Annotated in this window: 20 protein-coding genes; 10 read left to right on the forward strand and 10 right to left on the reverse strand. The window is 54.7% G+C overall.

Annotated elements, in window-relative coordinates; genetic code table 11:
• Positions 1 to 40 precede the first annotated feature (40 nt).
• Together ABD920_RS19565 and ABD920_RS19570 are read right to left on the reverse strand one after the other, a co-directional pair.
• Positions 41 to 2143 (reverse strand): M13 family metallopeptidase, encoded by a 2103-nt coding sequence (locus ABD920_RS19565; RefSeq protein ID WP_345161414.1) that lies wholly within the window; start codon positions 2141 to 2143, stop codon positions 41 to 43.
• A gap of 168 nt (positions 2144 to 2311) precedes the next feature.
• Positions 2312 to 2998 carry a TIGR04283 family arsenosugar biosynthesis glycosyltransferase gene (locus ABD920_RS19570; RefSeq protein ID WP_345161415.1) on the reverse strand — a complete coding sequence of 229 codons (687 nt, stop codon included), beginning with the start codon at positions 2996 to 2998 and terminating at the stop codon, positions 2312 to 2314.
• Positions 2999 to 3353: 355 nt separating this feature from the next.
• Between ABD920_RS19570 and ABD920_RS19575 the strand changes: the two genes are divergently transcribed.
• Positions 3354 to 3641: a (2Fe-2S) ferredoxin domain-containing protein gene (locus ABD920_RS19575; protein ID WP_345161417.1), complete on the forward strand. Its 288-nt coding sequence runs from the start codon at positions 3354 to 3356 to the stop codon at positions 3639 to 3641.
• Positions 3642 to 3705: 64 nt separating this feature from the next.
• Here ABD920_RS19575 and ABD920_RS19580 read toward each other — a convergent pair whose 3' ends face one another.
• Both ABD920_RS19580 and ABD920_RS19585 read right to left on the reverse strand, forming a co-directional pair.
• Entirely contained in the window at positions 3706 to 4242 is a 537-nt protein-coding gene (locus tag ABD920_RS19580; protein WP_345161419.1) for a ferritin, read from the reverse strand.
• A gap of 190 nt (positions 4243 to 4432) precedes the next feature.
• Positions 4433 to 4783 (reverse strand): hypothetical protein, encoded by a 351-nt coding sequence (locus ABD920_RS19585; protein ID WP_345161421.1) that lies wholly within the window; start codon positions 4781 to 4783, stop codon positions 4433 to 4435.
• 117 nt (positions 4784 to 4900) lie between these two features.
• Here ABD920_RS19585 and ABD920_RS19590 point away from each other — a divergent pair, with 117 nt between their 5' ends.
• Positions 4901 to 5278 carry a cupin domain-containing protein gene (locus ABD920_RS19590; protein WP_345161423.1) on the forward strand — a complete coding sequence of 126 codons (378 nt, stop codon included), beginning with the start codon at positions 4901 to 4903 and terminating at the stop codon, positions 5276 to 5278.
• 259 nt (positions 5279 to 5537) lie between these two features.
• Here ABD920_RS19590 and ABD920_RS19595 read toward each other — a convergent pair whose 3' ends face one another.
• From ABD920_RS19595 to ABD920_RS19610, 4 genes are all read right to left on the reverse strand, one after another.
• Positions 5538 to 6296 (reverse strand): LytR/AlgR family response regulator transcription factor, encoded by a 759-nt coding sequence (locus tag ABD920_RS19595; RefSeq protein ID WP_345161425.1) that lies wholly within the window; start codon positions 6294 to 6296, stop codon positions 5538 to 5540.
• 182 nt (positions 6297 to 6478) lie between these two features.
• Positions 6479 to 7591, reverse strand: a complete 1113-nt coding sequence (locus ABD920_RS19600) for a sensor histidine kinase (protein WP_345161427.1) — start codon at positions 7589 to 7591, stop codon at positions 6479 to 6481.
• A 175-nt stretch (positions 7592 to 7766) separates the two neighbouring features.
• Positions 7767 to 7967 carry a helix-turn-helix transcriptional regulator gene (locus tag ABD920_RS19605; protein WP_345161429.1) on the reverse strand — a complete coding sequence of 67 codons (201 nt, stop codon included), beginning with the start codon at positions 7965 to 7967 and terminating at the stop codon, positions 7767 to 7769.
• A complete protein-coding gene (locus tag ABD920_RS19610; protein ID WP_345161431.1) occupies positions 7964 to 8377 on the reverse strand; it encodes a hypothetical protein in 414 nt (137 codons plus the stop codon). Before ABD920_RS19610 ends, ABD920_RS19605 begins: the two co-directional genes overlap by 4 nt.
• Before the next feature lie 770 nt (positions 8378 to 9147).
• Between ABD920_RS19610 and ABD920_RS19615 the strand changes: the two genes are divergently transcribed.
• A complete protein-coding gene (locus ABD920_RS19615) occupies positions 9148 to 9720 on the forward strand; it encodes a hypothetical protein (protein ID WP_345161433.1) in 573 nt (190 codons plus the stop codon).
• 144 nt (positions 9721 to 9864) lie between these two features.
• Here ABD920_RS19615 and ABD920_RS19620 read toward each other — a convergent pair whose 3' ends face one another.
• On the reverse strand, positions 9865 to 10206 hold the full coding sequence (locus tag ABD920_RS19620) for an MGMT family protein (protein ID WP_345161435.1): 342 nt from the start codon (positions 10204 to 10206) through the stop codon (positions 9865 to 9867).
• 205 nt (positions 10207 to 10411) lie between these two features.
• On the opposite strand from ABD920_RS19620, the gene ABD920_RS19625 reads away from it, so the two are divergent.
• The 5 genes from ABD920_RS19625 to fbp all read left to right on the forward strand — a co-directional run bounded on the left by ABD920_RS19625 (position 10412) and on the right by fbp (position 19105).
• Positions 10412 to 11494, forward strand: coding sequence for an efflux RND transporter periplasmic adaptor subunit (locus ABD920_RS19625; protein ID WP_345161437.1), 1083 nt, complete (start codon positions 10412 to 10414; stop codon positions 11492 to 11494).
• Positions 11495 to 11712: 218 nt separating this feature from the next.
• Positions 11713 to 14796: an efflux RND transporter permease subunit gene (locus tag ABD920_RS19630; protein ID WP_345161439.1), complete on the forward strand. Its 3084-nt coding sequence runs from the start codon at positions 11713 to 11715 to the stop codon at positions 14794 to 14796.
• Positions 14797 to 14826: 30 nt separating this feature from the next.
• Positions 14827 to 16164 (forward strand): TolC family protein, encoded by a 1338-nt coding sequence (locus ABD920_RS19635; RefSeq protein WP_345161441.1) that lies wholly within the window; start codon positions 14827 to 14829, stop codon positions 16162 to 16164.
• Between the two features lie 131 nt (positions 16165 to 16295).
• Positions 16296 to 17588: an MgtC/SapB family protein gene (locus ABD920_RS19640; RefSeq protein WP_345161443.1), complete on the forward strand. Its 1293-nt coding sequence runs from the start codon at positions 16296 to 16298 to the stop codon at positions 17586 to 17588.
• Between the two features lie 512 nt (positions 17589 to 18100).
• Positions 18101 to 19105 (forward strand): class 1 fructose-bisphosphatase, encoded by a 1005-nt coding sequence (gene fbp, locus ABD920_RS19645; RefSeq protein WP_345161445.1) that lies wholly within the window; start codon positions 18101 to 18103, stop codon positions 19103 to 19105.
• Between the two features lie 203 nt (positions 19106 to 19308).
• On the opposite strand, the gene ABD920_RS19650 is transcribed toward fbp, so the two are convergent.
• Complete coding sequence (locus ABD920_RS19650) at positions 19309 to 19716, reverse strand: VOC family protein (RefSeq protein ID WP_345161447.1); 408 nt, start codon at positions 19714 to 19716, stop codon at positions 19309 to 19311.
• A 472-nt stretch (positions 19717 to 20188) separates the two neighbouring features.
• On the opposite strand from ABD920_RS19650, the gene kduI reads away from it, so the two are divergent.
• Both kduI and ABD920_RS19660 read left to right on the forward strand, forming a co-directional pair.
• Entirely contained in the window at positions 20189 to 21028 is an 840-nt protein-coding gene (gene kduI, locus ABD920_RS19655; RefSeq protein WP_345161449.1) for a 5-dehydro-4-deoxy-D-glucuronate isomerase, read from the forward strand.
• Between the two features lie 6 nt (positions 21029 to 21034).
• Complete coding sequence (locus tag ABD920_RS19660) at positions 21035 to 21823, forward strand: gluconate 5-dehydrogenase (protein ID WP_345161451.1); 789 nt, start codon at positions 21035 to 21037, stop codon at positions 21821 to 21823.
• The last annotated feature ends 40 nt before the right edge of the window (positions 21824 to 21863 follow it).

Here is a 21863-nt window from a genome sequence, read left to right on the forward strand (position 1 = left end):
CCTTTTATATATGACTTATAATATTTGACTTATATATAGCCTACCAGATCTTGATGCGGTTCTCATCGTTGCGCACCATCGGGTCTCCCTGTTCGCAGCCAAAGGCTTCGTAGAACTGCGGCATATTGGCCACCGGACCGTTGGTGCGGAAGCGCCCCGGCGAGTGCGGGTCTGTCAGTATTTGCTGGTTCTGCGCCTCGTCGCGCATGTTCACGCGCCAGATCTGGGCCCAGGCCAGGAAGAACCGCTGCTCTGGCGTGAGGCCGGCGATCTTGCCCGGGTTGTTTTTCTCCAGCGCCTTCTGCAGGGCAGTATAGGCGATGTTGAGTCCGCCGATGTCGGCGATGTTCTCCCCGAGCGTGAGCTTGCCGTTTACGTGCAGGTTATCGAGCACAGTGTACTGGTCATACTGGTCGGCAACGGCATTTGCCCGGGCGTTAAACTGCTCCAGGTCCGCCTCCGACCACCAGTCTTTCAGGTTGCCTTCAAAGTCGTATTTGGCGCCCTGGTCATCGAAGCCGTGCGTCAGCTCGTGGCCGATCACAGCGCCCATGCCCCCGTAGTTCACGGCATCGTCTGCCTCCGGGTCGAAGAAAGGCGGCTGCAGGATACCGGCCGGGAACACGATCTCGTTCATGCTCGGGTTATAGTAAGCATTTACCGTGGGCGGCGACATAAACCACTCCTCGCGGTCTACCGGCTGCCCGATCTTGCCGATGTTGTCGCGGAAGGCAAACTGGCTGGCGCGTATCACGTTGGCGGCATACGAGTCGCGGCTAATGTCCAGCCCCTTATACTCCTCCCACTTGTCCGGGTAGCCGATCTTCACGGCGAAGGCCCCCAGTTTCTCCAGGGCACGGGCCTTGGTCTCCTCGCTCATCCAGTCCAGGTCGCGCACATGCTCCTTAAAGGCTTCCTGCAGGTTGTCCACCATCGTGAGCGCTTTCTGCTTCGCCTCAGGTGAAAAAGTCTTCTCCACATACAGCTGGCCCAGGGCTTCTCCGAGGGCACTGTCTGTGGCCCGCAGCACCCGCTTCCAGCGCGGCTGTATTTCTTTTGCGCCGCTCAGCACCTTGCCATAGAAGTTAAAGTTCTCCTGCACAAAGTCCTCGCCCAGGTACGGGGCCATGGTGCGGGCAATATGCCATTGCGTATAGGTTTTCCAGTCCTCCAGCGGCACGTTCTTGAGCATGCTGTTCAGCTCCTTAAAAAATGCCGGCTGGCCAACGATCACTTCCCTGGCGGCCTGTGCGCCCATGCCCGTCAGCAACTGGCTCACTTTCAGGTTGGGGTTCTGGCTGGAGAATTCCTTGATCGTCATCTTGTTGTAGTTGGCGTACGGATCGCGCAGATCCACGCGCGCCTTGGAAGCCTGCGCCAGCTTTTTCTCAATGCCCATGATAGTCTGCGCCTTCTTCTGCGCAGCTGCCTCGTCCGTACCCATCAACCGGAACATATTCTGCAGGTGGTTTATATAGGCGGTGCGGATGGTTTTGGATCGCTCGTCGTCCTTCAGGTAATAGTCACGGTCGGGCAGGCTTAGTCCACCCTGCCCCGCCAGCAGCGCATACTGCGTGCTGATTTTATCGTCCTGCGACACATACATGCTGAAGAACCCGCTGATGCCCTTTGTCTTGAGGTCAGCCACGGCCTTGATCAAATCATCTGTCGATTTAGCAGCGGCCACTCTGTCCAACTCGGGTTTTATGGGGGTGATACCTGCCTTGTTTGCCGCCGTGGAGTCCAGCCCCACGGCATAAAAATCACCAATCAGCTGGGAGGCAGAGCCTTTGGGCGCAGCCGTGTTGGAGGCCGCCTCGCGCAGGAGGTCGCGCAGTACCGCATTGTTCCGCTCAGCCAGCTCGTTAAAAGAGCCCCAACGGCTTTCGGAGGCAGGAATGGGGTTGTTTTTAACCCACCCGCCGTTCGCGTACTGGTAAAAATCAACGCACGGGTTCACGGTGGTGTCCATATTGGCCAGGTCCAGGCCGCGGCCCATTTTCATCTCAGGTGCTTCCGCCGCGGTCGCCGCGGCTGTGGTTGCCTCCGCGGAGTCGGCGGTGGTGGAGGTGGAGGAACTACAGCTGCCCAAAAGCAACGCTGCCAGCACTGCTGGATAAGTGGTGAAGGAAGTTTTTTTCATAAATCCGGGTTTGTTATAGCTGAGATTTTGGGGGTAACACATCAAAGATTCTAACAGCAATACTACACCTGCTGTTTAGGGTTGCCGCACAGCTGCAAAAAGTACGGCTTTCCTGCTTCTATTCACAGTTTGTTTTCCGAAGAGCATATGAGCTACAGGTATCTTCTGCTAAGGCCGGAGCACCCATTTATATACCTGCACCAGCCGTTCCTGCGGCACCCCCATGCGGTACAGCCCATATATAAAGTAATAGCCAGCCTGCAGGCGGTATACCCCTATCGCTTTGTACTTCCGGGCCGAGGTTGTTACCTGCTGCGGCAGCACCACGAAAGGTGCCCTCCGCCGCAGCCGGCCGATCACCTCCTGGTCCTCCAGCAACTGCATGCGCTCATCAAACCCGCCTTCGCTCAGGAAAATATCCCGCCGCACGAAAAGGCTTTGGTCCCCGAACCGCAGGGCGTCGACGTTGAAACGGGTAAACCAGGCATTCAGGTGCAGAAACCAGTGCGGCAAATCGAACCGCAGCCGGTAGCAGCCGCTGCCGGCCCCCTGCTGCACGGCCTGCCGCAGGTGCGCCTCGAAAGCTTCGGGTGGAAACGTGTCGGCGTGCAGGAAGTAGAGAAGGTCGCCGGTGCTGGCCCTGGCCCCGGCGTTCATCTGCGGGCCGCGGCCCCTCTGCCCGCAATGTATAACCTGCGCGCCCTGCTGATCCGAGATGGCGCGGGTGCCGTCGTCACTACCTCCGTCAGCCACAATCAGCTCCGTGTCCGGACTCATATGGCGCTGTAAGTACTGCAGCAGCGGCCCTATCGCAGCGGCTTCATTATAAGTCGGTATAATAACACTGATCTTCAAGCAGATACGGTAGCTGATATTAGGATCGTAAGAGTATATAAAATTTAGCTTACGGGAAATGTATCAAATTTATATATTTAGCTTGTCAAGCGTGGAGTTGTTCTTTGAGCGCCCGCACGAATTCGGTATCCAGCACCCGGAAACTTGCCAGGCACTGCCAACCTTACTGAAGCAGGACCGGCGAAAGGACAGCACGGGACCTGAGTAATTTATATATAAATCACGCTCGGGAGCGTTCTGATGCTAAACAATGAGCCTGCCACCGATGAAAAGTTTACGTACTTATATAACCGGATTTGTAAAATTATTCTCCCGGAATCAGGCTGTACCTATTCATACAACCGTAAAACCTTACATGAGCAAGAATTTCCCTATACCCGAAAAAGTGATTTATGTGTGCACGGGCAGCAAATGCAAAAAGAAAGGCGGCAAAGACCTGGGCAAGCTTTTCAGGGATATGATCAAGGAGATGGGGCTGAAAGGACAGGTCGAGGTCGTGAAAACCGACTGTACCGACCGCTGCGACTTCGCCCCGGTTGTCTGCATGCAACCCGACAATGCCTGGATGCCGCAGATGAACGAAACAAAAGCTAAGGGAGCCTTTCAGGAGCATATCCTCCAGTCCTCGCCCAGCACCAAGTAGTCATAGAAAAAGGCCTTCGGATATTCTCCAAAGGCCTTTTTCTATGACTTGCTCTATTGGTCGGCTACCCTTCGTAGGTATTCTCATAGCTGATCTTCGGCACACGCTTGTCTATCTCATAACGGCCGGTGCCATCCTCTCCGATCACATCAAACAACTCCAGCGCACGGCGGGCCACATACTCTTCCTCAATCTGCTCCTTCAGGAACCACTGCAGGAAAGAGAACGTCACGTAGTCCTTCGCTTTCTGGCAGCGGTCTGCAATGCGGTTAAACGACTGCGTAACGGCTACCTCCTGCTGCAGCGCCAGCTCGAATACGCTCCTGAAAGAATCGTACTCTACCTGAATGTTCGAGATGCTCGGGGAAACGGCGCGGCCGCCCATGTCAGACACAAACTTGAACAGGCGCAGCATGTGCTCCCGCTCCTCGTCCGATTGTTTCTTAAAGTAGCCTGCGCTGTTGTCGAACCCGTTGCGGTCGCACCAGCTCGACATGGCCAGGTATGTTGCCGAAGACTCGGCCTCCATCTTTATCTGCTCGTTCAGTATTTGCTCGATCTCTTCTGTAAGGGATGTTCTGAGTCTTAATAAGTCCTTCATAAGGTATGTAATGCTTTATTTATGCGACAATATGCGGGTGCCCGTTTAATTGGCGCCTCTTTCTTAACAACTATAATCTACGGATTTTATCGCTCAGGTGTATAGAACCTAGCGAAATATGGAAAGAGTCTAAATTAAAAAAGCACAGCAGATAGCTGTGCTTCATCAGAAAAAAAAGATTTATATATGCTTAGGCAAGCTGGGCGCTGAGGCACTCGTGCAGCATGCTGTTGAGCGACATCGCGAACTTCGCCCCGTCCAGCAGCTCTTTGAAGGCATATAGCTCCGGCAGGGTCAGGACATAGCAGCGGTCGCAGCCACAAACAGAAATAATCTCCACGTCAGCGGCGCGCGCAGTGCTGGCGGCCATCTGCTCTAAGTCCACATGGTCCACAGCGCGCTTCAGTCGCAGAAAAGCATCCACCTTCAGCACGGTAAGTTGGCCGGCGAAGTGCACCAGCACACGGTTGCGGCTGTCGCACTGGTAGATGGCTCCTGTTGCTGTTGTAAAAATCTCGGCTAAAGTGGCGGCTGTTTTCATCTTCTATCCTAAATTCGCTGTAGCAGCTGTTATGCTATTACAAAGCTAAGCACTATTTAGACTGAGTCCAAATAAAAACAGCGTATATTTCTTAAAAATGATATAGATCATCTCTATATGGGAAAATCAGAGATAGAAAAAGTAACCCTTTCCGAGAAGTTCAGCCTGATCAACGACCACTGGAACCCCCGCGTCGCGGGCGAACTGAATGGCCAGCAGGTGAAGCTTGCGAAGTTCCTGGGGCCGTTTGAATGGCACCACCACGCCAACGAGGATGAGTTTTTTATGGTGATGAAGGGGCAGATAGAGATACACCTCCGCGACAAGGTGGTGACGCTGCGGCCCGGTGAGTTCCTGATCGTGCCGCGCGGCGTGGAGCACCGCCCGGTGGCCAACGAGGAAGCGGAAGTGCTCATGTTCGAGCCCGCCTCTACCATCAATACCGGCAACCTCGAGAACAGCGACCGCACCAGAACCCGTCTATCCAAGATTTAATTACGAATTTGGAGTTGGGTTATATGGCCAGTTATGAGGAGTAGTTGTTATTATAACCTGAACTCGGTAATTATTCTGCTTACGCTTTGAACCGTTGTCAATACCTCCGGCTTCACAGCTTTTAAGTTATATAGCTGGATGTGGTGCTCTCAGGCCGAGAGGCCTGAGAGCACCACATCCGCGCTGGGTATCAGGGGTTCCTATATGGTAGCAAGTGCTCCCTCCATAACTCGGAATTCGGAACTCGAAATTGAAGCCGTCAGGCTTCTAAAAGGTTGTTCTGGTTGAGGATCTGGAGCACCTCATTTTTGTAGAAGCGCCCGATCGGGATCTCAGACTTGCCGATGTCTACGGCGCTGGCCGAGAAGGCCTGGATTTTATCGAGCGCCACGATAAAGGAGCGGTGGATGCGCAGAAATTTGTCAGCCGGCAGCTTCTCCTCCAGGAAAGATATTTTCTGGTACGAGATGATCTCCTTCGTCTCCGTCTTTACCCGGATATAGTCTTTCAGGCTCTCTATATATAAGATGTCCGCCAGCATCACCTTCACCATCTTCTTGTCTGCTTTCAGGTAGATGAAGGCTTCCTTGTAATCCGGGGCGGAGAAGGGCGTGGCAGCGGGCACGGCCACTGTTGCCGGTACGGCCGCCGCAGGCACAGGTTGCTCCGCAGCGGTCACTTTCGAAACGGCTTTCAGGAAGCGATCGAAGGCAATGGGCTTGAGCAGGTAATCCACCACGTTCAGCTCGAAACCTTCCACGGCATAGTCGCGGTAAGCGGTGGTGAAGATGACCTTGGGCGGGTTCGCCAGCGATTTGAGGAAATCGATGCCCGTGAGCTTGGGCATCTGGATGTCGAGGAACATGAGATCGATGTGCTCGCTCTGCAGGCAGTTGTAGGCTTCCACGGCATTGTGGCAGCGGCACACCAGTTCCAGGCTATCGAGCCTTCCGATGAACGTTTCCAGCACATCCAGCGCCAGCGGCTCATCATCCACAATCATGCACCGTAATTTCATACCTTTTATATATACGAGTAACTTATATAGGACAAAGGATCATCCGACAAACGCCTTCTGAGAACAAAAGCCAGGTCGTTTTAAAGGAAACGCTCCAACGCCCTGTTCATATATAAACCTGCCTGTTCGCAAACAGCGCTGTTTCCCGTACATATGGCCAGATTCTATATAATTGCTGTTGCTCACCCGTTCGTCAGGTCCAGCACCAGGCGAGCGGCGTAGCTGTCCGGCTCGTCCTCCACTTCCAGCTCGTAACGGTCTTCGTAGAGCAGTTCGAGGCGGCGCTGCAGGTTTTTAAGGCCGATGCCGGAGGCCATGTCGCGGGAACTGTTGCTGGCGCTGTCTCCGCACTTGCAGTTCTCCACCCGCAGCACCAGTTGCGCATCGGTCACTTTCACATCGATGCGCACCCAGGCGTTCGTCGTCTCGGTGCTCACGCCGTGCTTGAAGGCGTTCTCCACGAAAGGGAGCAGCATCATGGGCGCGATCTGCTTGCCCGCTATTTTGCCAGCCTCTGTATAGCGCACATCCACGCGGTCTCCGTAGCGCATCTGCTCCAGCGCTATATAATTCCGGATATAGGCCAGTTCCTTTTCAAGCGGCACCATCGGGGCGTTGGCATCATAGAGCATATAATCCATCAGGCTCGACAGTTTCAGCACCACCTCCGGCGCGGTGTCGGCTTTTTTGAGCGTGAGCGCATACAGGCTGTTGAGCGTGTTGAACAGGAAGTGCGGGTGAATCTGGGCCTTCAGCACCTTCAGCTCGGCCTCCAGTTTGTCCTGCGTCAGGTTGCGGGCCGCCTGCTGGTGGCTGTACCAGTTTTTGAGCAGGGCGATCACCGCCGTGATCGCAACCACGTAGTTGATGTTCACGATGTTCTTGGTGAAGCGGTAAAAAGTGAGGTTATCGGCGGTGCAGGTGGTGGGGCAAAAGATCGGGTGAATCAGGAAAGGAAGCAGCACAAACTGCATCAGGGCGCCAATGGCCCCCATCAGCAGCAGCAGGTACACGAAAAACTCGAGGTAACGCTTCTGCAGCAGGTAGCGCGGCATGAGGTAGTACATGTTAAAGTACACCAGCCCCATCTTAAACGGCAGTTCCACCAGCTCCACCATAAAGGCGTTGTAATAGTCGTCGATGTAGCTGCCGTAAAGCAAGCCAAAGAACACGACGTATACCGTCCAGAAAAAAAGGTGCAGCAGCAACCTGCTCTGTGCCACGTTCCGCACCTCCGGAAAACTCCAGGTGCTGCCCGTCTCCAATGCGCCCGCCGAACTCAGCTTAACTTCCATGGTACAAAGCTATACTTTCTTGCGCAAGCCGCCACCTTGCCGCCGGCGCTTTTAGACGAGCAACTCAATGCCAGCCCCCAGCAGTAGCCGCTGCCCGCCTGAAAGCGCCGGGGTTATATATCCGGAATTATATATTAAGTGGTGGAGAAATGGGCGATGCCAGATATACCCGCCCTTATAGCGGATCGCCGTCTTGAAAAATCTCCTCGATTGGCAGTTCGAACAAGCGGGATATCCTGAACGCCAGCGGCAGACTCGGGTCAAACTTGCCGGTTTCTATCGCATTCACCGTTTGCCGCGACACCGCCAGCGCAGCCGACAGCTGCGCCTGCGTCAGATCCCGCTCCGCCCGGAGCACTTTCAACCTATTCTTCATCTGTACCGGATTTGCCCAATAATAGAAGCGCCCAGGTAGGTGAGCCCGATCAGGATAACGAGCATGGCAATCTCGGCGTCTCCGGCCATCACGTCGGTAGTGTCGAGCAGCGAGTATGTCAGGCCACCCACCACCCCGACTCCCAACGCGATCGCCATGGCCTCCAGTTGTATCTTTTGCTGCAGTTCGTCCTGCCCTTTCAGGTGCCGGATGTTTGCAAAAATCATCCCCGCTCCCAGGCTGGCGTTCAGCAGGATGGCGAGCACCGTGGGCAAAGTGTTTCCGGGCCAGAAATACTCCGGGCCAAAGGTAGCCAGGGCTACAGAGGCAGTCCAGGCAAACGTCCAGGAGGCGAGGCGCACGGTATTTCTCCAATTGAGCACCTCCCATTCTTCGTCTTGTTTTTTCATAAGTCAAGCTATATTGATAAAATGTAAAGTATTGATTACACAAATATACTTGTTATACTCAAAGTGTAAAGCTTAGTTTACATATAGACAATAAAACTTTCCTTTCTCAATATTAAAAACTCAGGTTACGGTATACAGCGTGATTTTTCTTTTCGCAACCGTTAGAACCTTACCCGGCGGCTGAGGGGATGGCGGCCTATATACTGTCCAGGAGAAACAGGCTATAGGTCACTTACTGCAGCATCACCACAAAACAAACGCACAATTTATCAGCTTAGAACCGACAACCTTATCTTCCATTTCTTAATTTAAGCTGGTGCAGTTTTCTTGAAGTTGCTATATAAACCACTAATCGAAACCATTCATACTTTCCTTTCTATCTGCGTGAGTGTTTTGGGCTGTATGCACCTACCTGCCATAACCATTTTCACTGACCTCCTTCCCCCGCTGACCATTTTAGAAGTATTTGCTGCCTGCAGATGGAGCGAGGCGCTGCCATTTTAAGCAACAGCTGCGCTCACAGAATTTGGTTTCCCCTATTCCTACTCAACTCCATATGCTTCCGTGGAATGCATTCAGGAGGGAAAGATGGCTCTGTCCGTTCATCGATATAAAAGCTTACTCCGAAGACATTAGTACATACAAAACCTGCCTATGGCTACTTGTATGCTGCGCTCGTCTAAAAGCCAAAACAAGCTTCGATTTATTACATATACTTGTATACACCCAAGCAGAAAAACGCTGTGACAAACCCTAAACCCAATAAAACCATGAAAAAAATCATCAGTTTCTTCCTGCTGGCTGCGGTGCTGCTGGCGTGGACCGCACCCAATGCAAGCGCACAACACAGAGCCAGACTCACCACTGAACAGGCCAACGATCTCCTGAAGAAATCGATAGGCAGTTGGGAGATCAAGTCCGTGACGTGGCAGCCGTGGCTAAGCAAGTTTGCCTTCTCGAGCGGCGCAGCCAGCTTCCGCTACGATGATGACGGCTGTGTGCACGAAAGACTGGCCATAGAGCAGCCGGATGGCCGTTATGAAGAGACAGAAGGCCTGCTCCGTTACTCAGAGACGAACAAGCGCTTCGAGTTTGTGCAGATAGACAAGGTGGGCAACACCAACCTGATCATGTTCGGAAAGTGGGACCCTGATTTTAATATGATCGCCTTTTCACCTGCGAAGGGGCAGAAACACATCTCCGACAAAGTTATCTGGCAGTACTTCTTCTTCGATGACGGTTCCTTTAAAAAAGTGATCCGCACACCCGACGGGCAGGGCAATTCGATCATTGCCGCGGAGTTTCACTGCCTGCAACCCAAAGTGGCGAAAAGCAGAAATTAGCTGAAGGAATATAAAGCGTCCGCATCCAGGCGCTCGCCTACACGCACAGCAGCCGTACCTCCCCACAGCACCTTGTTCCGGTATATATACCATCCCGGGACGAGGTGTTTTGTTTTTGCCTAAGCACAGGCTTTTACCCGCCCGCTATAGCAGTTCCTTTGCCGGGTCCCAGAACAGCTCCTTAAAATTGGCAACCTGGTTGTTAGTAACCCGCACCCCCTCCTGCTCCAGGCGCTCCTGCATGGCGTTGGCGTCCTCAAAATGCTGTTTTCCCGTGAGCATGCCGATGCGGTTCACCACGCGGTGCGCCGGGATATTCGTGAAGGGCTGCGAGGCAATCAGCGCCCAGCCCACCATGCGTGCCGAGCCCTTGGATCCTAAATAACTGGCGATAGCCCCGTAAGACGTCACCCGCCCCTTCGGGATGAGCCGCACCACGGCATACACGTCCTCAAAAAAATTTCCTTTCGCTGGCTTCTCAGTCATGGCAAAAAATAATCATACACACTTTAAACCTTTCATAGGGTTTTCTGTCTAAGCTTAGCGCCTGTTTGCAGACGAATAGGCCCTGTTCCTTTTAAAATACTGAATAAGGGCGTAATTTTAATCCTGCTACCGCCTAAACCTAATTTTAGGCCAGTGTGTTCTTCTTGCAGTCGCTTACCCGACCCAAACCAGTGTTCAAACATACATGAATAAAACTGTTAAAACCCTCCTGATTCTGGTGGCGCTGTCGGCCATCGCCTACCTCTTCGTAAGTAAAGTATTTTCCGGGACAGAAGAACAAAAAAGTGCGGCGAAGGGCGGCGGCCCTATGGCGCAGAAAGTGGCCGTGGACGTATTTGTCGTGTCGCCGATGGCTTACCAGAACAATATTACCTCTACGGGCAGCGTAATCCCGAACGAAGATGTGGAGCTGCGAAGCGAGATATCCGGGCGCATCACGAACATCAATTTTGAGGAGGGCAGCCGCGTGAAGAAAGGGCAGTTGCTCCTCACCATTAATGCCGCCGAGATGCAGGCGCAGTTACAGAAGCTGCAATCAAACCAAAGCCTGTACAAGGACATGGAGGCCCGCCAGCGCATCCTGCTGGAGAAAGAGTATATAAGCGCACAGGAATATGACCAGGTAAGCAACCAGCTGGCCACCGCCACCGCCGATATCCAGGCCTTGAAAGCCACGATGGACAAAGCCTATATCCGGGCGCCGTTCGACGGCATTATCGGTCTGCGCCAGGTGAGCGAGGGAAGCTACGTGACCGCCAGCTCGCCCATCGCCCGCATTGTGGACGTAAGCCCCGTGAAGATCGATTTCGCCATACCCGGCCGCTACAGCCAGATGGTGCAGGAAGGCCAGGAAATAACCTTCACAACAGAGGGAAGCGCGGAAGTGTACAAGGCCAAAATCTATGCCGTCCAGCCAAATATCGACCCCGTGACCCGTACCCTTCAGATACGCGCGCTTTACGAAAACAGGAACAACGATGTGAAGCCGGGTGCATTCGTAAGCATCAGCATGCCCCTGAAGGAGGTAGAGGAAGCCATCCTGATCCCGACGGAATCCATTATACCCGAAGCCACGGGGCACAAAGTGTTCCTGGTGAGAGCGGGTAAGGCGGCTCCTAAGATGGTGAAGATAGGGCAACGCTCCGAAACCATGATCCAGATTATGGAAGGCATCGAGCCCGGCGACACGATCATCAGCTCAGGCATACTGCAGGCGCGCCCGGGCTCTGACCTGAGCATCCGGAATGTCCGGTCTTCGAAAGAGTAACCCTTCCGCAGCCGGCATCAAGGCCGCAACGAGTGTTATGAAAGATTCTACAGACGCATATCCCCATACCTGCCGTTGTACGGGGGAGGGATGTGAGGGGAAAAAGCGGTAGCTGCTGCAACTGACTTTAGCTTGAGTCTCAGCAAAGCAGCCCGACCGGCACCAGTACTGAAAACAAATAATTACCGGATCTTAACTTCCGCAATTACAGGAAAAGTATGGCGAGTTTATCAAATATAAGCATCAGGCGCCCCGTGCTGGCGATCGTGATGAGCATCACGATCATCGTGTTCGGCATTATCGGCATCAATTTCCTCGGCGTTCGGGAGTACCCCAGCGTTGACCCTCCTATCATCAACGTTTCCACCTCCTACACCGGGGCTAACGCCGAGACCATCGAGTCTGAGATTACGGAACCGCTGGAAGAGTCCATTAACGGCATCGCCGGCATCCGCACCCTCACTTCCTCCAGCAGCGAGGGCCAGAGCAACATCACGGTGGAGTTTAACCTGAGCGTTGACCTGGAGACGGCCGCAAACGACGTGCGCGACCGCGTGGCGCGGGCGCAGCGCAGGCTCCCGGAAGACGCCGAGCCGCCCACCGTGTCCAAAGCAGACGCAGACTCCAACCCTATCCTGATGCTGGGCATTAAGAGTGAGACACGCTCGCTCCTGGAACTATCCGACCTGGCGGCCAATGTTTTCAAAGAGCAGCTGCAGACGATACCCGGTGTGAGCTCCGTCGGGATCTGGGGCGATAAACGCTACTCCATGCGCCTCTGGATGGACCCTAACAAGCTGGCCGCCCTGCAGGTAACCCCCGTGGAGGTGCAGCAAGCCATCACCCGCCAGAACGTGGAACTGCCGTCCGGCAGCATCGAGGGCGCCTCGACAGAGCTTTCCGTCAGGACAATGGGCCGTATCTCTACCGTTGAGGAGTTCAACAACGTGGTGATCAGGGAAGACGCCAACCGCCTCATTCGGTTTCAGGACATAGGCTACGCCGAGCTGGCGCCCGAGAATGACAAAACTGTTCTCCGAACCAATGGCATCCCCATGCTGGGCGTTGTGCTCATTCCGCAGCCGGGCTCAAACCAGATAGAAATAGCCGATGAGTTTTACAGGCGCCTGGAGCAGATCAAAAAAGACGTTCCGGATGATATAGAGCTCCTGATCGGCTTCGACAACTCCCAGTACATCAAGGCCTCACTGGCAGAAGTGGAAGAAACTTTCCTGATCGCCTTTGGCCTGGTGGTGCTCATTATCTTCCTTTTCCTGCGCGACTGGCGCTCCACCATCATCCCGATCGTTGCCATACCGGTGTCGTTGGTGGGTACCTTCTTTGTGATGTACCTGATGGATTTCTCCATCAATGTGCTCACGCTCCTGGGGATCGTGCTCGCCATTGGCCTGGTGGTGGATGACGCCATCGTGATGCTCGAGAACATATATGCCCGCATAGAGGACGGGCAGGAACCCAACAAGGCGGCCAAAAAGGGCTCCGAGGAAATATACTTTGCCATTATCTCCACCACCGTGGCGCTTGCCGCGGTGTTTATGCCGGTTGCCTTCCTTGAAGATACCACCGGCCGGCTTTTCCGTGAATTCGGTATCGTGGTGGCGAGTGCCGTCATCATATCGGCCTTCGTTTCGCTGACGCTGACGCCGATGATGACAGCGAAGATGCTGCGGCACCGTGAAAAACCAAACTGGTTCTACCGCAAGACAGAGCCTTTCTTTGCCGCCATGACCAAGGGCTACCGTAGCAGCCTCGAGAGCTTTATGCATGTGCGCTGGCTCGCCTTCGTGTTTATCATCGGCTCGGCGGGCGCCATCTGGTGGCTGATGGCGACGCTCCCATCCGAGCTGAGCCCGGATGAGGACAGAAGCGGAATCCGCATCAACGCCACCGGCCCGGAGGGTGCCTCTTTCGAGTTTATGGACAGGTATATGAACGAGGTAACGGCGCTGGTAAATGATTCGGTGGGCGGCATCGCCAGCATCACGAGCATGACGCGAAACCCGACTTCCGGTTTTATTCGCCTGCGGCTGGTAGCACCGGGTGAGCGCGACAAAACGCAGCAGGAGCTGGTGGAGGATATCCCCACCCTGATTAACCAGATTCCGGGCGCCAGGGCCTTCGCCTCCGGCGACAAAGGACTGGGTGGCGGCCGTGGCGCCGGGCAACCGATTCAATTTGTGGTGCAGGCGCAAAGCATGAACCAGTTGCGCGAGATCATCCCGCCGTTCCTGGAAGCGGCTCAGAAAGACCCTACTTTCAACTTTGTGGATGTGGACCTGAAGTTCAACAAGCCTGAGTTGCGGGTGGAGATTGACCGGGAAAAGGCCCTCTCGATGGGCGTGAGCGCCCGGGATATTTCACAGACCCTGCAATCGGGGCTGAGCGGCATGCGCTTCGGCTACTTTGTGAAGGGCGGAAAACAGTACCAGATCATCGGGCAGGTGGCGCGGGAAGACAGGAGCGAGCCGCTCGACCTGCGCAGCCTGCATGTGAAGAACAACAAGGGAGAGCTGATACAGCTGGACAACCTGATCGAGCTCGGGGAGGAAAGCGCCTCTCCGCAGATATACCGCTTTAACCGCTTTGCGTCCGCCACCTTCAGCGCGACGCTTGCAAAAGGCAAAACCATTGGAGACGGGATCGAGGTGATGGACGGCATTGCCGACGAAGTACTGGACGAAACGTTTCAGACGGCGCTCACGGGGCAGTCAAGGGACTTTTCGGAAAGCTCCGGCAGTTTGCTGTTTGCCTTCGTGCTGGCCCTCGGGCTGATATACCTGGCGCTTGCGGCACAGTTCGAGAGCTTCCGCGACCCGATCATCATCATGTTCACGGTGCCGCTGGCACTTGCCGGCGCACTCCTGAGTCTGTGGTTCTCTGACCAGACGCTAAATATTTTCAGCCAGATCGGGATGATCATGCTGGTGGGCCTGGTAACCAAGAACGGCATCCTGCTGGTGGAGTTCTCGAACCAGCGAAAAGAGGAAGGGCTAAGCAGATATGATGCCGCCATCGACTCCGCCGTCTCCCGTTTCCGCCCGATCCTGATGACGTCACTCGCCACCATCCTCGGCACCCTGCCGATCGCGCTGGCATGGGGCGCGGGCGCTGAAAGCCGGGTATCTATGGGTATCGCCGTGGTGGGCGGGCTTCTCTTCTCCACGGGCTTAACCCTGTATGTGATTCCGGCCATCTACTCTTACTTCTCTTCCAAAGTGTCGAAACGCATCGAGGAGCCGGAGGAAGAACCCAAGAAGCACAAAGCTGCCGTGAAGGCATAATCATTAAAGCATATACTACCGCAACAACGCATGCTGATTTATAAAAAAGCCGTTTTAATACTTTTAACTGTAGGTCTGCTGCTGCCCCGCCTGGGCCAAAGCCAGGACAGGTTGTCATTGCAGGACGCCGTCCGGATCGGGTTAAAGCATAACTTCGACATCCAGGTGGTGGCAAACGAGCAGCAGATCGACAAAAACAACGTCACGCTCGGCAATGCAGGATTCTTGCCATCCTTGGAGGCACGGGCCACCCGCACCTTCAGCGAGAACAACTCAAGGCAGGAATTCCCAACCGGGCCGGACCGGGTACGCACCGGGGCCGGCTCTAATAACCTGAACTCCAGTGTTAACCTCAACTGGGTTATTTTTGACGGGTTTGGCATGTTCATCAACCTGGAACGGCTGAAAACCCTGGAGAAAGCAGGCAGCCTCCTAACGAAGGAAACGGTAGAAAACACCTTCTCCGATATTACAGCCAGCTATTATGAGGTAGTCCGCCAGGCCTATAAGATCCAGGCGCTGCAGGACGCCATTGCCATATCAGAGGCGCGGGTGGAGATTGCGCAGGCGCAGTATGAGGTGGGCGTGAGCGCCAAGGTAGAGATATTGCGGGCGCAGGTAGATTACAATGCAGACAAATCGGAGCTGCTGCTACAGCAGGAGGCGTTGCAGAATGCCAAGATTAACCTGAACCAGCTACTGGGCCGCAACCCGGATATAAATTTCGCTGTTACGGACAGCATTGTAGTAGACACCACCCTTAAATATAGTGCAGCAGACAATGGCTTATATGCCTCTAACCCCCTGTTGCAGCGCCTGCAGCTAGACAGGCAACTGGCACAGCTCAACAGAAAAGCCATCCAGGCCAGCCGCTACCCGACCGTCGGCATTATCAGCGCCTACAATTTTAACCGTTCGGAGGCCGAGCCCCTGAACGAGTTCCAGGCACGGTTTAACCAGAACAGAGGGTACAATTATGGCCTCACGGTTAACCTGCCCATCTTCAATGGCTTTAACATAAACCGCCAGGCACAGAACGCCCGCATCAGCCAGGAGACCGCAAACCTGGCATTTCAGCAGGCCGAGAACCGCCTGCAGGCAGACTTAGCGCGTGCTTACAGCCAGTATGCCAACCGGCTACAGCTATTGGAGCTCGAGGAATCAAACGTGAAGCTTGCACAGGAAAACGCCGCCATCGCGCTGGAACGCTATCGATTAGGCCTGCTGACCGCTATTGAGCTGAGAGAGGCGCAGCGCAACGAACTAATCGCGTCCAACCGCCTGATCGATATCCGGTACGAGGCCAAAGCCGCCGAGGTAGAAATCAAACGCCTGACAAGCTCGCTGCTGCAGGAAACGCAGCTGTAACTGCGGCAATCCATATATAACTGCGGCAATCCATATATAACTGCGGCAATCCATATATAACTGCAAAAGTATAGCCGCGGCTATACTTTTGCAGTTATAGGACGTACCTTGAAGCACCATTGCCATCACCTATGGAGCACGAACTCTTCCAAAAACTGGGCATATCGCTGGCGCTGGGGCTGTTAGTAGGGTTACAGCGCCAGTACGATCAGTCTGAGCTCGCGGGCATCCGCACGTTTCCGTTCATTACCATCTTCGGCACCTTGTCGGCCATGCTGGCGCAGGAGTTCGGAGGCTGGGTAATCGCGGCGGGCATCCTGAGTATTGCGGCCCTTACCGTGGCAGGCAACGTGATCAAAAGCAGAAGCCTGCCTTACAAAGCCGGATTAACGACAGAGGCCGCCGCCCTGCTGATGTATGTCGTGGGCGCATACCTGGTGCTCGGCGACGGCACCGTGGCGATTGCCGTTGGGGCCACCGTTGCCGTGTTGCTCCAGTTAAAAAGCACCCTGCACGGCATCGTCTCCAAAATCGGGGAAAAAGACCTGAAGGCCATCATGCAGTTTGTCCTCATTTCGCTTGTGGTGCTGCCGGTGCTGCCCGACCAAACCTACGGCCCCTATGATGTGCTGAACCCCCACAATATATGGCTCATGGTGGTGCTGATTGTGGGTATCAGCCTGCTGGGTTATTTTGCTTACCAGATATTCGGGCATAAAGCAGGCTCGCTGTTGGGAGGAGCCTTAGGCGGCCTCATCTCCAGCACTGCCACCACCGTTACCTATGCCCGCCGCACACACGACAGCGCCACCAGCAGCACGTTGGCGGCCTTCGTTGTTTACATTGCATCAGCCGTTTCCGTAGCCCGCATCATCACAGAGGTAGCGGTAGTGGCGCCTGCCACGCTCGCCACAGTGGGGCCGCCGCTGGCCGCCGTGCTGTTGCTGATGTTGCTCCTGGGGAGCGCCGTTTACTTCTACCAGAAAAAGGGCCGCGACGAAATGCCGCCCCAAGGCAACCCGGCGCAACTGAAAACCGCCCTGGTGTTCGGGGCTATATATGCCGCCGTTATACTGGCGACCGCTTTCGCAAAAGACCACTTCGGCGACAAAGGCTTATATGTTGTGGCTGTCATCTCGGGTCTCACCGACGTGGATGCGATCACCCTTTCGACGGCCAGGCTCATGAACACCGGTGGGCTGGAGTTCAACAACGGCTGGCGCGTTATTCTGGTGGCTGCGCTTTCTAACCTGGCGTTTAAGGGCGTGCTGGTCGGGGTGCTGGGCAGCAGGGCGATGTTCGGGAAAGTGGCCGTGCTCTTCGGGGTGATTTTGATCGGCGGTCTGCTGGTGCTGTGGCTGTGGCCCGAAAATCTGCAGTTGTTCACCGCTTCGCCTAATCAGGTGGCTGAAGAAATTCTCTAATCCAGCTTCCTTAAGCCATGGCCTGCACCGGGCCTGAAACTGAGGCCCAAATGTCAGCGTCCTGCGAAATCACTGCGCAAGCCCTCACCTAATTTCCAAGGCAGTCCGGTTTATATAAATTTCTAACCCTTTCCCGTCTTCGAATAACCTGAATATAATTTTCGCAATTTTGCGTCTTCTTTTTAACAGGTTAGACAGGTTTCGTCTCTATTACTATAGCTTCCTCAAGGGTCCAGATGTTTCTTCCGATGGCTGAAATTCTTTTCTGATTTCCGGGTCTGTGGGAAGCCTGAACGGTCTCTGGAAGGGCGGAATAATTTAAGGCTTCCGCGAAATCTTTCGGTAGTTGTTTGGAGTATAGAGGCCTGTAGGAGTTGTGTAATCACTTGCTGAACATGCCTGTCCGGCAGGCATGTGCTTGTTTTTTTCCATTTAACTCCTGTTCATCTTGGACTACGCGAGGCCGCATGCTCTCGCGAAACCTCATACCATACCCCTTAGAAAGGACATCTATGAACGATCAACTGGCATTACCTGTAGGCACTACCCTCGACAGGTTCATCATGAGAAAGCAGGAGGACTTTCCCTACGCCACCGGGGAGCTCTCGCAGCTGCTGCGCGACATCGCCCTGGCCACCAAAATCGTGAACCGGGAGATCAACCGCGCCGGCCTGCTGGGCGTGACGGGCACCTTCGGGCAGCAGAACATACAGGGCGAGGAGCAGCAGAAGCTGGACGTGATCGCCAATATCCGTTTCATCCGGGCCCTGCGCAACGGCGGCGAGGTATGTGCCATCATCTCCGAGGAGGAGGACCATATCATCCAGACAGGCAACGCCCGGGGCAAGTACATCGTGGCCATGGACCCGCTGGACGGCTCCTCGAACATCGACGTGAACGTGGCCATCGGCACCATCTTCTCTATCTACAGGCGGGTGTCGGAGGGCGGCGACGGTACGCTGGAGGACTGCCTGCAGAACGGCACGAAGCAAGTGGCGGCCGGCTACATCATCTACGGCTCGTCTACGATGCTGGTCTACACCACCGGCTGCGGCGTGAACGGCTTCACCTACGAGCCTTCGCTGGGCGAGTTCTTCCTCTCCCACCCCAACATCAGGACGCCGAAAAAAGGTAAACTTTACTCCTGCAACGAGGGCAACATCAACAGCTTCCCCGATGGCATCAAGGCCTATATCAGCTACTGCAAGGAGCAGAACTACTCGGGCCGCTACATCGGCTCGCTCGTGGCCGATTTCCACCGCAACCTGCTCAAGGGCGGCGTTTATATATACCCGCCAACGGCAACGTCGCCGAACGGAAAGCTCCGCCTCGTGTATGAGTGCAACGCGCTGGCCCTAATCGTGGAGCAGGCGGGCGGCAAGGCCTCGGACGGATCGGAGCGCATCCTGGACAAGACACCGACCGAGCTGCACCAGCGCTGCCCGCTCGTCATCGGCTCGCCCGATATGGTCGACAAGGTGGAGGAGTTTATGAAGGCAGAGTTAGTGGCTGTATAGATGAAGCATACCATATATTAGCATTGGATATATAAAAAGAGAAGCCGGGGCCGCCAACAGGCAGCCCCGGCTTCTCTTTACCGGATGGTTAACTTCTTTAGACGGATCCGCAAGGCGCTCTTTGGCTTTTACAAGGGCTTAAAACCTTTCGCTCCGATATCCTTAGCTCTCGTTGCTGCCCATACTCCCGCATCAAAAGAACTTTACCGGCCGGTTACCTCCTCCTTTAGCAGCATCGGTACTCCCCGCTTGCAGAGTTGCAGCGCAAGCCCCCAGGGGTCGCGGAGCATCACCAGGTGCGAACCATCCTCCAGTTGCATCTCCGTCTCAAAGCCTGCGCCCGCTTTCATCAACCGATTTTTGTCCTCCCCCGGCCTTTCCGACACGTAAGCCAGGTGCACCAGCAGCGGGTTCATATGGCGGTAGTCAGGCACCTCATTGGCCGGGTTCCTGTAAATCTCGAGCATGATCCTGCCGCTGTCGTCGGCAAGAAATGTGGTGTAAGGCGCCTCCTGCATCTGCCGCACCACCTGCATGCCCAAATTATCCACGTACCAGGCAGCCATAGCAACAGGATCATCAACATTCAGCGCAAAATGTTCTAGTTTCATTTCATTTATTTTTTAAGTCTATTTCTTTCGATTTGTCCTAATATAGCCCCGATTTAATCCTGCCACTCAATCCGCGCTTTCAGGTGCTATATACGCCGCTACAGCCGGTTTGAAACAATTTGCACATAGGTCCCACAGGTCGAATAGCTGGCATTTGGTGATGAAATACAGCAGCACAGGACCAGAAACAGCAATTTCATAGCACTTGACTTTGTACTCACTTACATATTGGTTTAAAATTAACTTGCTTTTATGCGCAATCGATTGTAATATTATAATTGATCGAATTAAAGGCGGTTGAAACAGCACATACCATATATAAAACCTGCGAACAGGTTAAATCAAGACTTGCATTGCTTCGATCAGTAAAGTGATTCAATTTAACAAGAATTTTTTTAACACCGCTTCCGCTGAGCAGCAGGATCCGATCAGGGAGTTCTGCGCGGAAGTTTACCCATATTCATACTGAGCCATGAGCACACAATACACCACCCGGCACGCCATCCATCCCGCCGACAGCAAGTCCTATGATACCACGAAACTCCGTGAGGCCTTCCTGATAGAGGACCTGTTTCTGCAAGACGAAGTGCGGATGGTGTACACCCTATACGACCGCCTGATCGTAGGCGGGGCGCAGCCAGCCGCAGGGCCGCTGCAACTGGAAACGATCCCGACGCTGCGCTCCGAGAACTTCTTGGACAGGCGTGAACTGGGTATCATCAACATTGGCGCTGCCAGCACGGTGACCGTAGACGGCAAGGTGATTTCACTCCAAAACAAGGAGGCTCTATATATAGGCAAAGGCGTAAAGGAAGTAATTTTCCACCCGGCTGACTCCGGCAAAACGCAGTTCTATTTCAACTCCGCCCCTGCCCACCACGCCTACCCCACCAAGAAGGTCTCGCTGGAGGAAGCGGAGACGGTGGAGCTGGGCTCGCTGGAAAATTCTAACCATCGCATCATCCGGAAGGTGCTCATCAACTCGGTGGTGGAAACCTGCCAGCTGCAGATGGGCCTGACGGAGCTTCAGCCCGGCAGCGTTTGGAACACCATGCCCGCCCATACCCACGACAGGCGGATGGAAGCTTATCTCTACTTCGACCTGCCGGAAGACCAGGTGGTGTCGCATTTTATGGGCGAGCCGCAGGAAACGCGCCACCTGTTCGTGAAGAACACCCAGGCTGTTATCTCACCGCCCTGGTCTATCCACAGCGGGGCGGGCACGGCCAGCTACTCCTTTATTTGGGGCATGGCCGGCGAAAACCTCGATTACAACGACATGGACAAAGTGGCCCCAACCGATCTAAAATAAATGCGGATGAACAGTTTATTTGATTTAACCGGGCAGGTTGCCCTGATTACGGGTGCCACGCATGGCCTGGGCATGGCCATGGCCAAAGGCCTGGGCAAGGCGGGCGCCACGCTCGTGATTAACGGCAACACGCCCGCCAAAATGGAAAAAGCGCTGGAAAGTTACCGGCAGGATGGGCTTGAAGTGCACGGTTTCCTGTTTGATGTGACGGACGAGGAGCAGGCCAAAGCGAACATTGCGCAGATAGAGCAGCAGGTAGGCCCGATCAGCATCCTGGTCAACAATGCCGGTATGATCAGGCGGGTGCCGGCCCTGGAGATGGAAGTGGAGGAATTCCGAAAGGTGCTGGATGTGGACCTGACCGGACCTTTCATCATGTCGAAGCACGTGGCCCGGTATATGGTGGAGCGGAAGCAGGGAAAGATCATCAACATCTGCTCGATGATGAGCGAACTGGGCCGCGACACAGTGTCGGCCTACGCGGCGGCCAAGGGCGGCCTGAAGATGCTGACGCGCAACCTGGCCACCGAGTGGGCGCGGCACAACATACAGGTAAACGGAATCGGCCCGGGCTACTTCGCCACCGAGCAGACGGCCCCCATCCGGGTGGAAGGGCACCCGTTCCACGACTTCATCATCAACCGCACGCCTGCCGGCCGCTGGGGCGACCCCAGTGATTTGGAGGGCGTCACCATTTTCCTTTCCAGCAAGGCCAGTGACTTTGTCAACGGGCAGATCATCTATGTGGACGGGGGTATCCTGGCCACCATCGGCAAACCCCGCAACGAGCAATAAGCAACCGGGCCGGCTACAGGCTGGCCTCCAGGCTATTCAA

Source organism: Pontibacter saemangeumensis, assembly GCF_039541895.1.
GTDB lineage: Bacteria > Bacteroidota > Bacteroidia > Cytophagales > Hymenobacteraceae > Pontibacter > Pontibacter saemangeumensis.

Excerpts from the sequence above, each read along its gene's own strand:
- ABD920_RS19565 (WP_345161414.1), bottom strand. The coding sequence starts at position 2,143 with ATGAAAAAAACTTCCTTCACCACTTATCCAGCAGTGCTGGCAGCGTTG.
- ABD920_RS19575 (WP_345161417.1), top strand. The coding sequence starts at position 3,354 with ATGAGCAAGAATTTCCCTATACCCGAAAAAGTGATTTATGTGTGCACG.
- ABD920_RS19580 (WP_345161419.1), bottom strand. The coding sequence starts at position 4,242 with ATGAAGGACTTATTAAGACTCAGAACATCCCTTACAGAAGAGATCGAG.
- ABD920_RS19585 (WP_345161421.1), bottom strand. The coding sequence starts at position 4,783 with ATGAAAACAGCCGCCACTTTAGCCGAGATTTTTACAACAGCAACAGGA.
- ABD920_RS19590 (WP_345161423.1), top strand. The coding sequence starts at position 4,901 with ATGGGAAAATCAGAGATAGAAAAAGTAACCCTTTCCGAGAAGTTCAGC.
- ABD920_RS19595 (WP_345161425.1), bottom strand. The coding sequence starts at position 6,296 with ATGAAATTACGGTGCATGATTGTGGATGATGAGCCGCTGGCGCTGGAT.
- ABD920_RS19600 (WP_345161427.1), bottom strand. The coding sequence starts at position 7,591 with ATGGAAGTTAAGCTGAGTTCGGCGGGCGCATTGGAGACGGGCAGCACC.
- ABD920_RS19605 (WP_345161429.1), bottom strand. The coding sequence starts at position 7,967 with ATGAAGAATAGGTTGAAAGTGCTCCGGGCGGAGCGGGATCTGACGCAG.
- ABD920_RS19610 (WP_345161431.1), bottom strand. The coding sequence starts at position 8,377 with ATGAAAAAACAAGACGAAGAATGGGAGGTGCTCAATTGGAGAAATACC.
- ABD920_RS19615 (WP_345161433.1), top strand. The coding sequence starts at position 9,148 with ATGAAAAAAATCATCAGTTTCTTCCTGCTGGCTGCGGTGCTGCTGGCG.
- ABD920_RS19620 (WP_345161435.1), bottom strand. The coding sequence starts at position 10,206 with ATGACTGAGAAGCCAGCGAAAGGAAATTTTTTTGAGGACGTGTATGCC.
- ABD920_RS19625 (WP_345161437.1), top strand. The coding sequence starts at position 10,412 with ATGAATAAAACTGTTAAAACCCTCCTGATTCTGGTGGCGCTGTCGGCC.
- ABD920_RS19630 (WP_345161439.1), top strand. The coding sequence starts at position 11,713 with ATGGCGAGTTTATCAAATATAAGCATCAGGCGCCCCGTGCTGGCGATC.
- ABD920_RS19635 (WP_345161441.1), top strand. The coding sequence starts at position 14,827 with ATGCTGATTTATAAAAAAGCCGTTTTAATACTTTTAACTGTAGGTCTG.
- ABD920_RS19640 (WP_345161443.1), top strand. The coding sequence starts at position 16,296 with ATGGAGCACGAACTCTTCCAAAAACTGGGCATATCGCTGGCGCTGGGG.
- fbp (WP_345161445.1), top strand. The coding sequence starts at position 18,101 with ATGAACGATCAACTGGCATTACCTGTAGGCACTACCCTCGACAGGTTC.
- ABD920_RS19650 (WP_345161447.1), bottom strand. The coding sequence starts at position 19,716 with ATGAAACTAGAACATTTTGCGCTGAATGTTGATGATCCTGTTGCTATG.
- kduI (WP_345161449.1), top strand. The coding sequence starts at position 20,189 with ATGAGCACACAATACACCACCCGGCACGCCATCCATCCCGCCGACAGC.
- ABD920_RS19660 (WP_345161451.1), top strand. The coding sequence starts at position 21,035 with ATGAACAGTTTATTTGATTTAACCGGGCAGGTTGCCCTGATTACGGGT.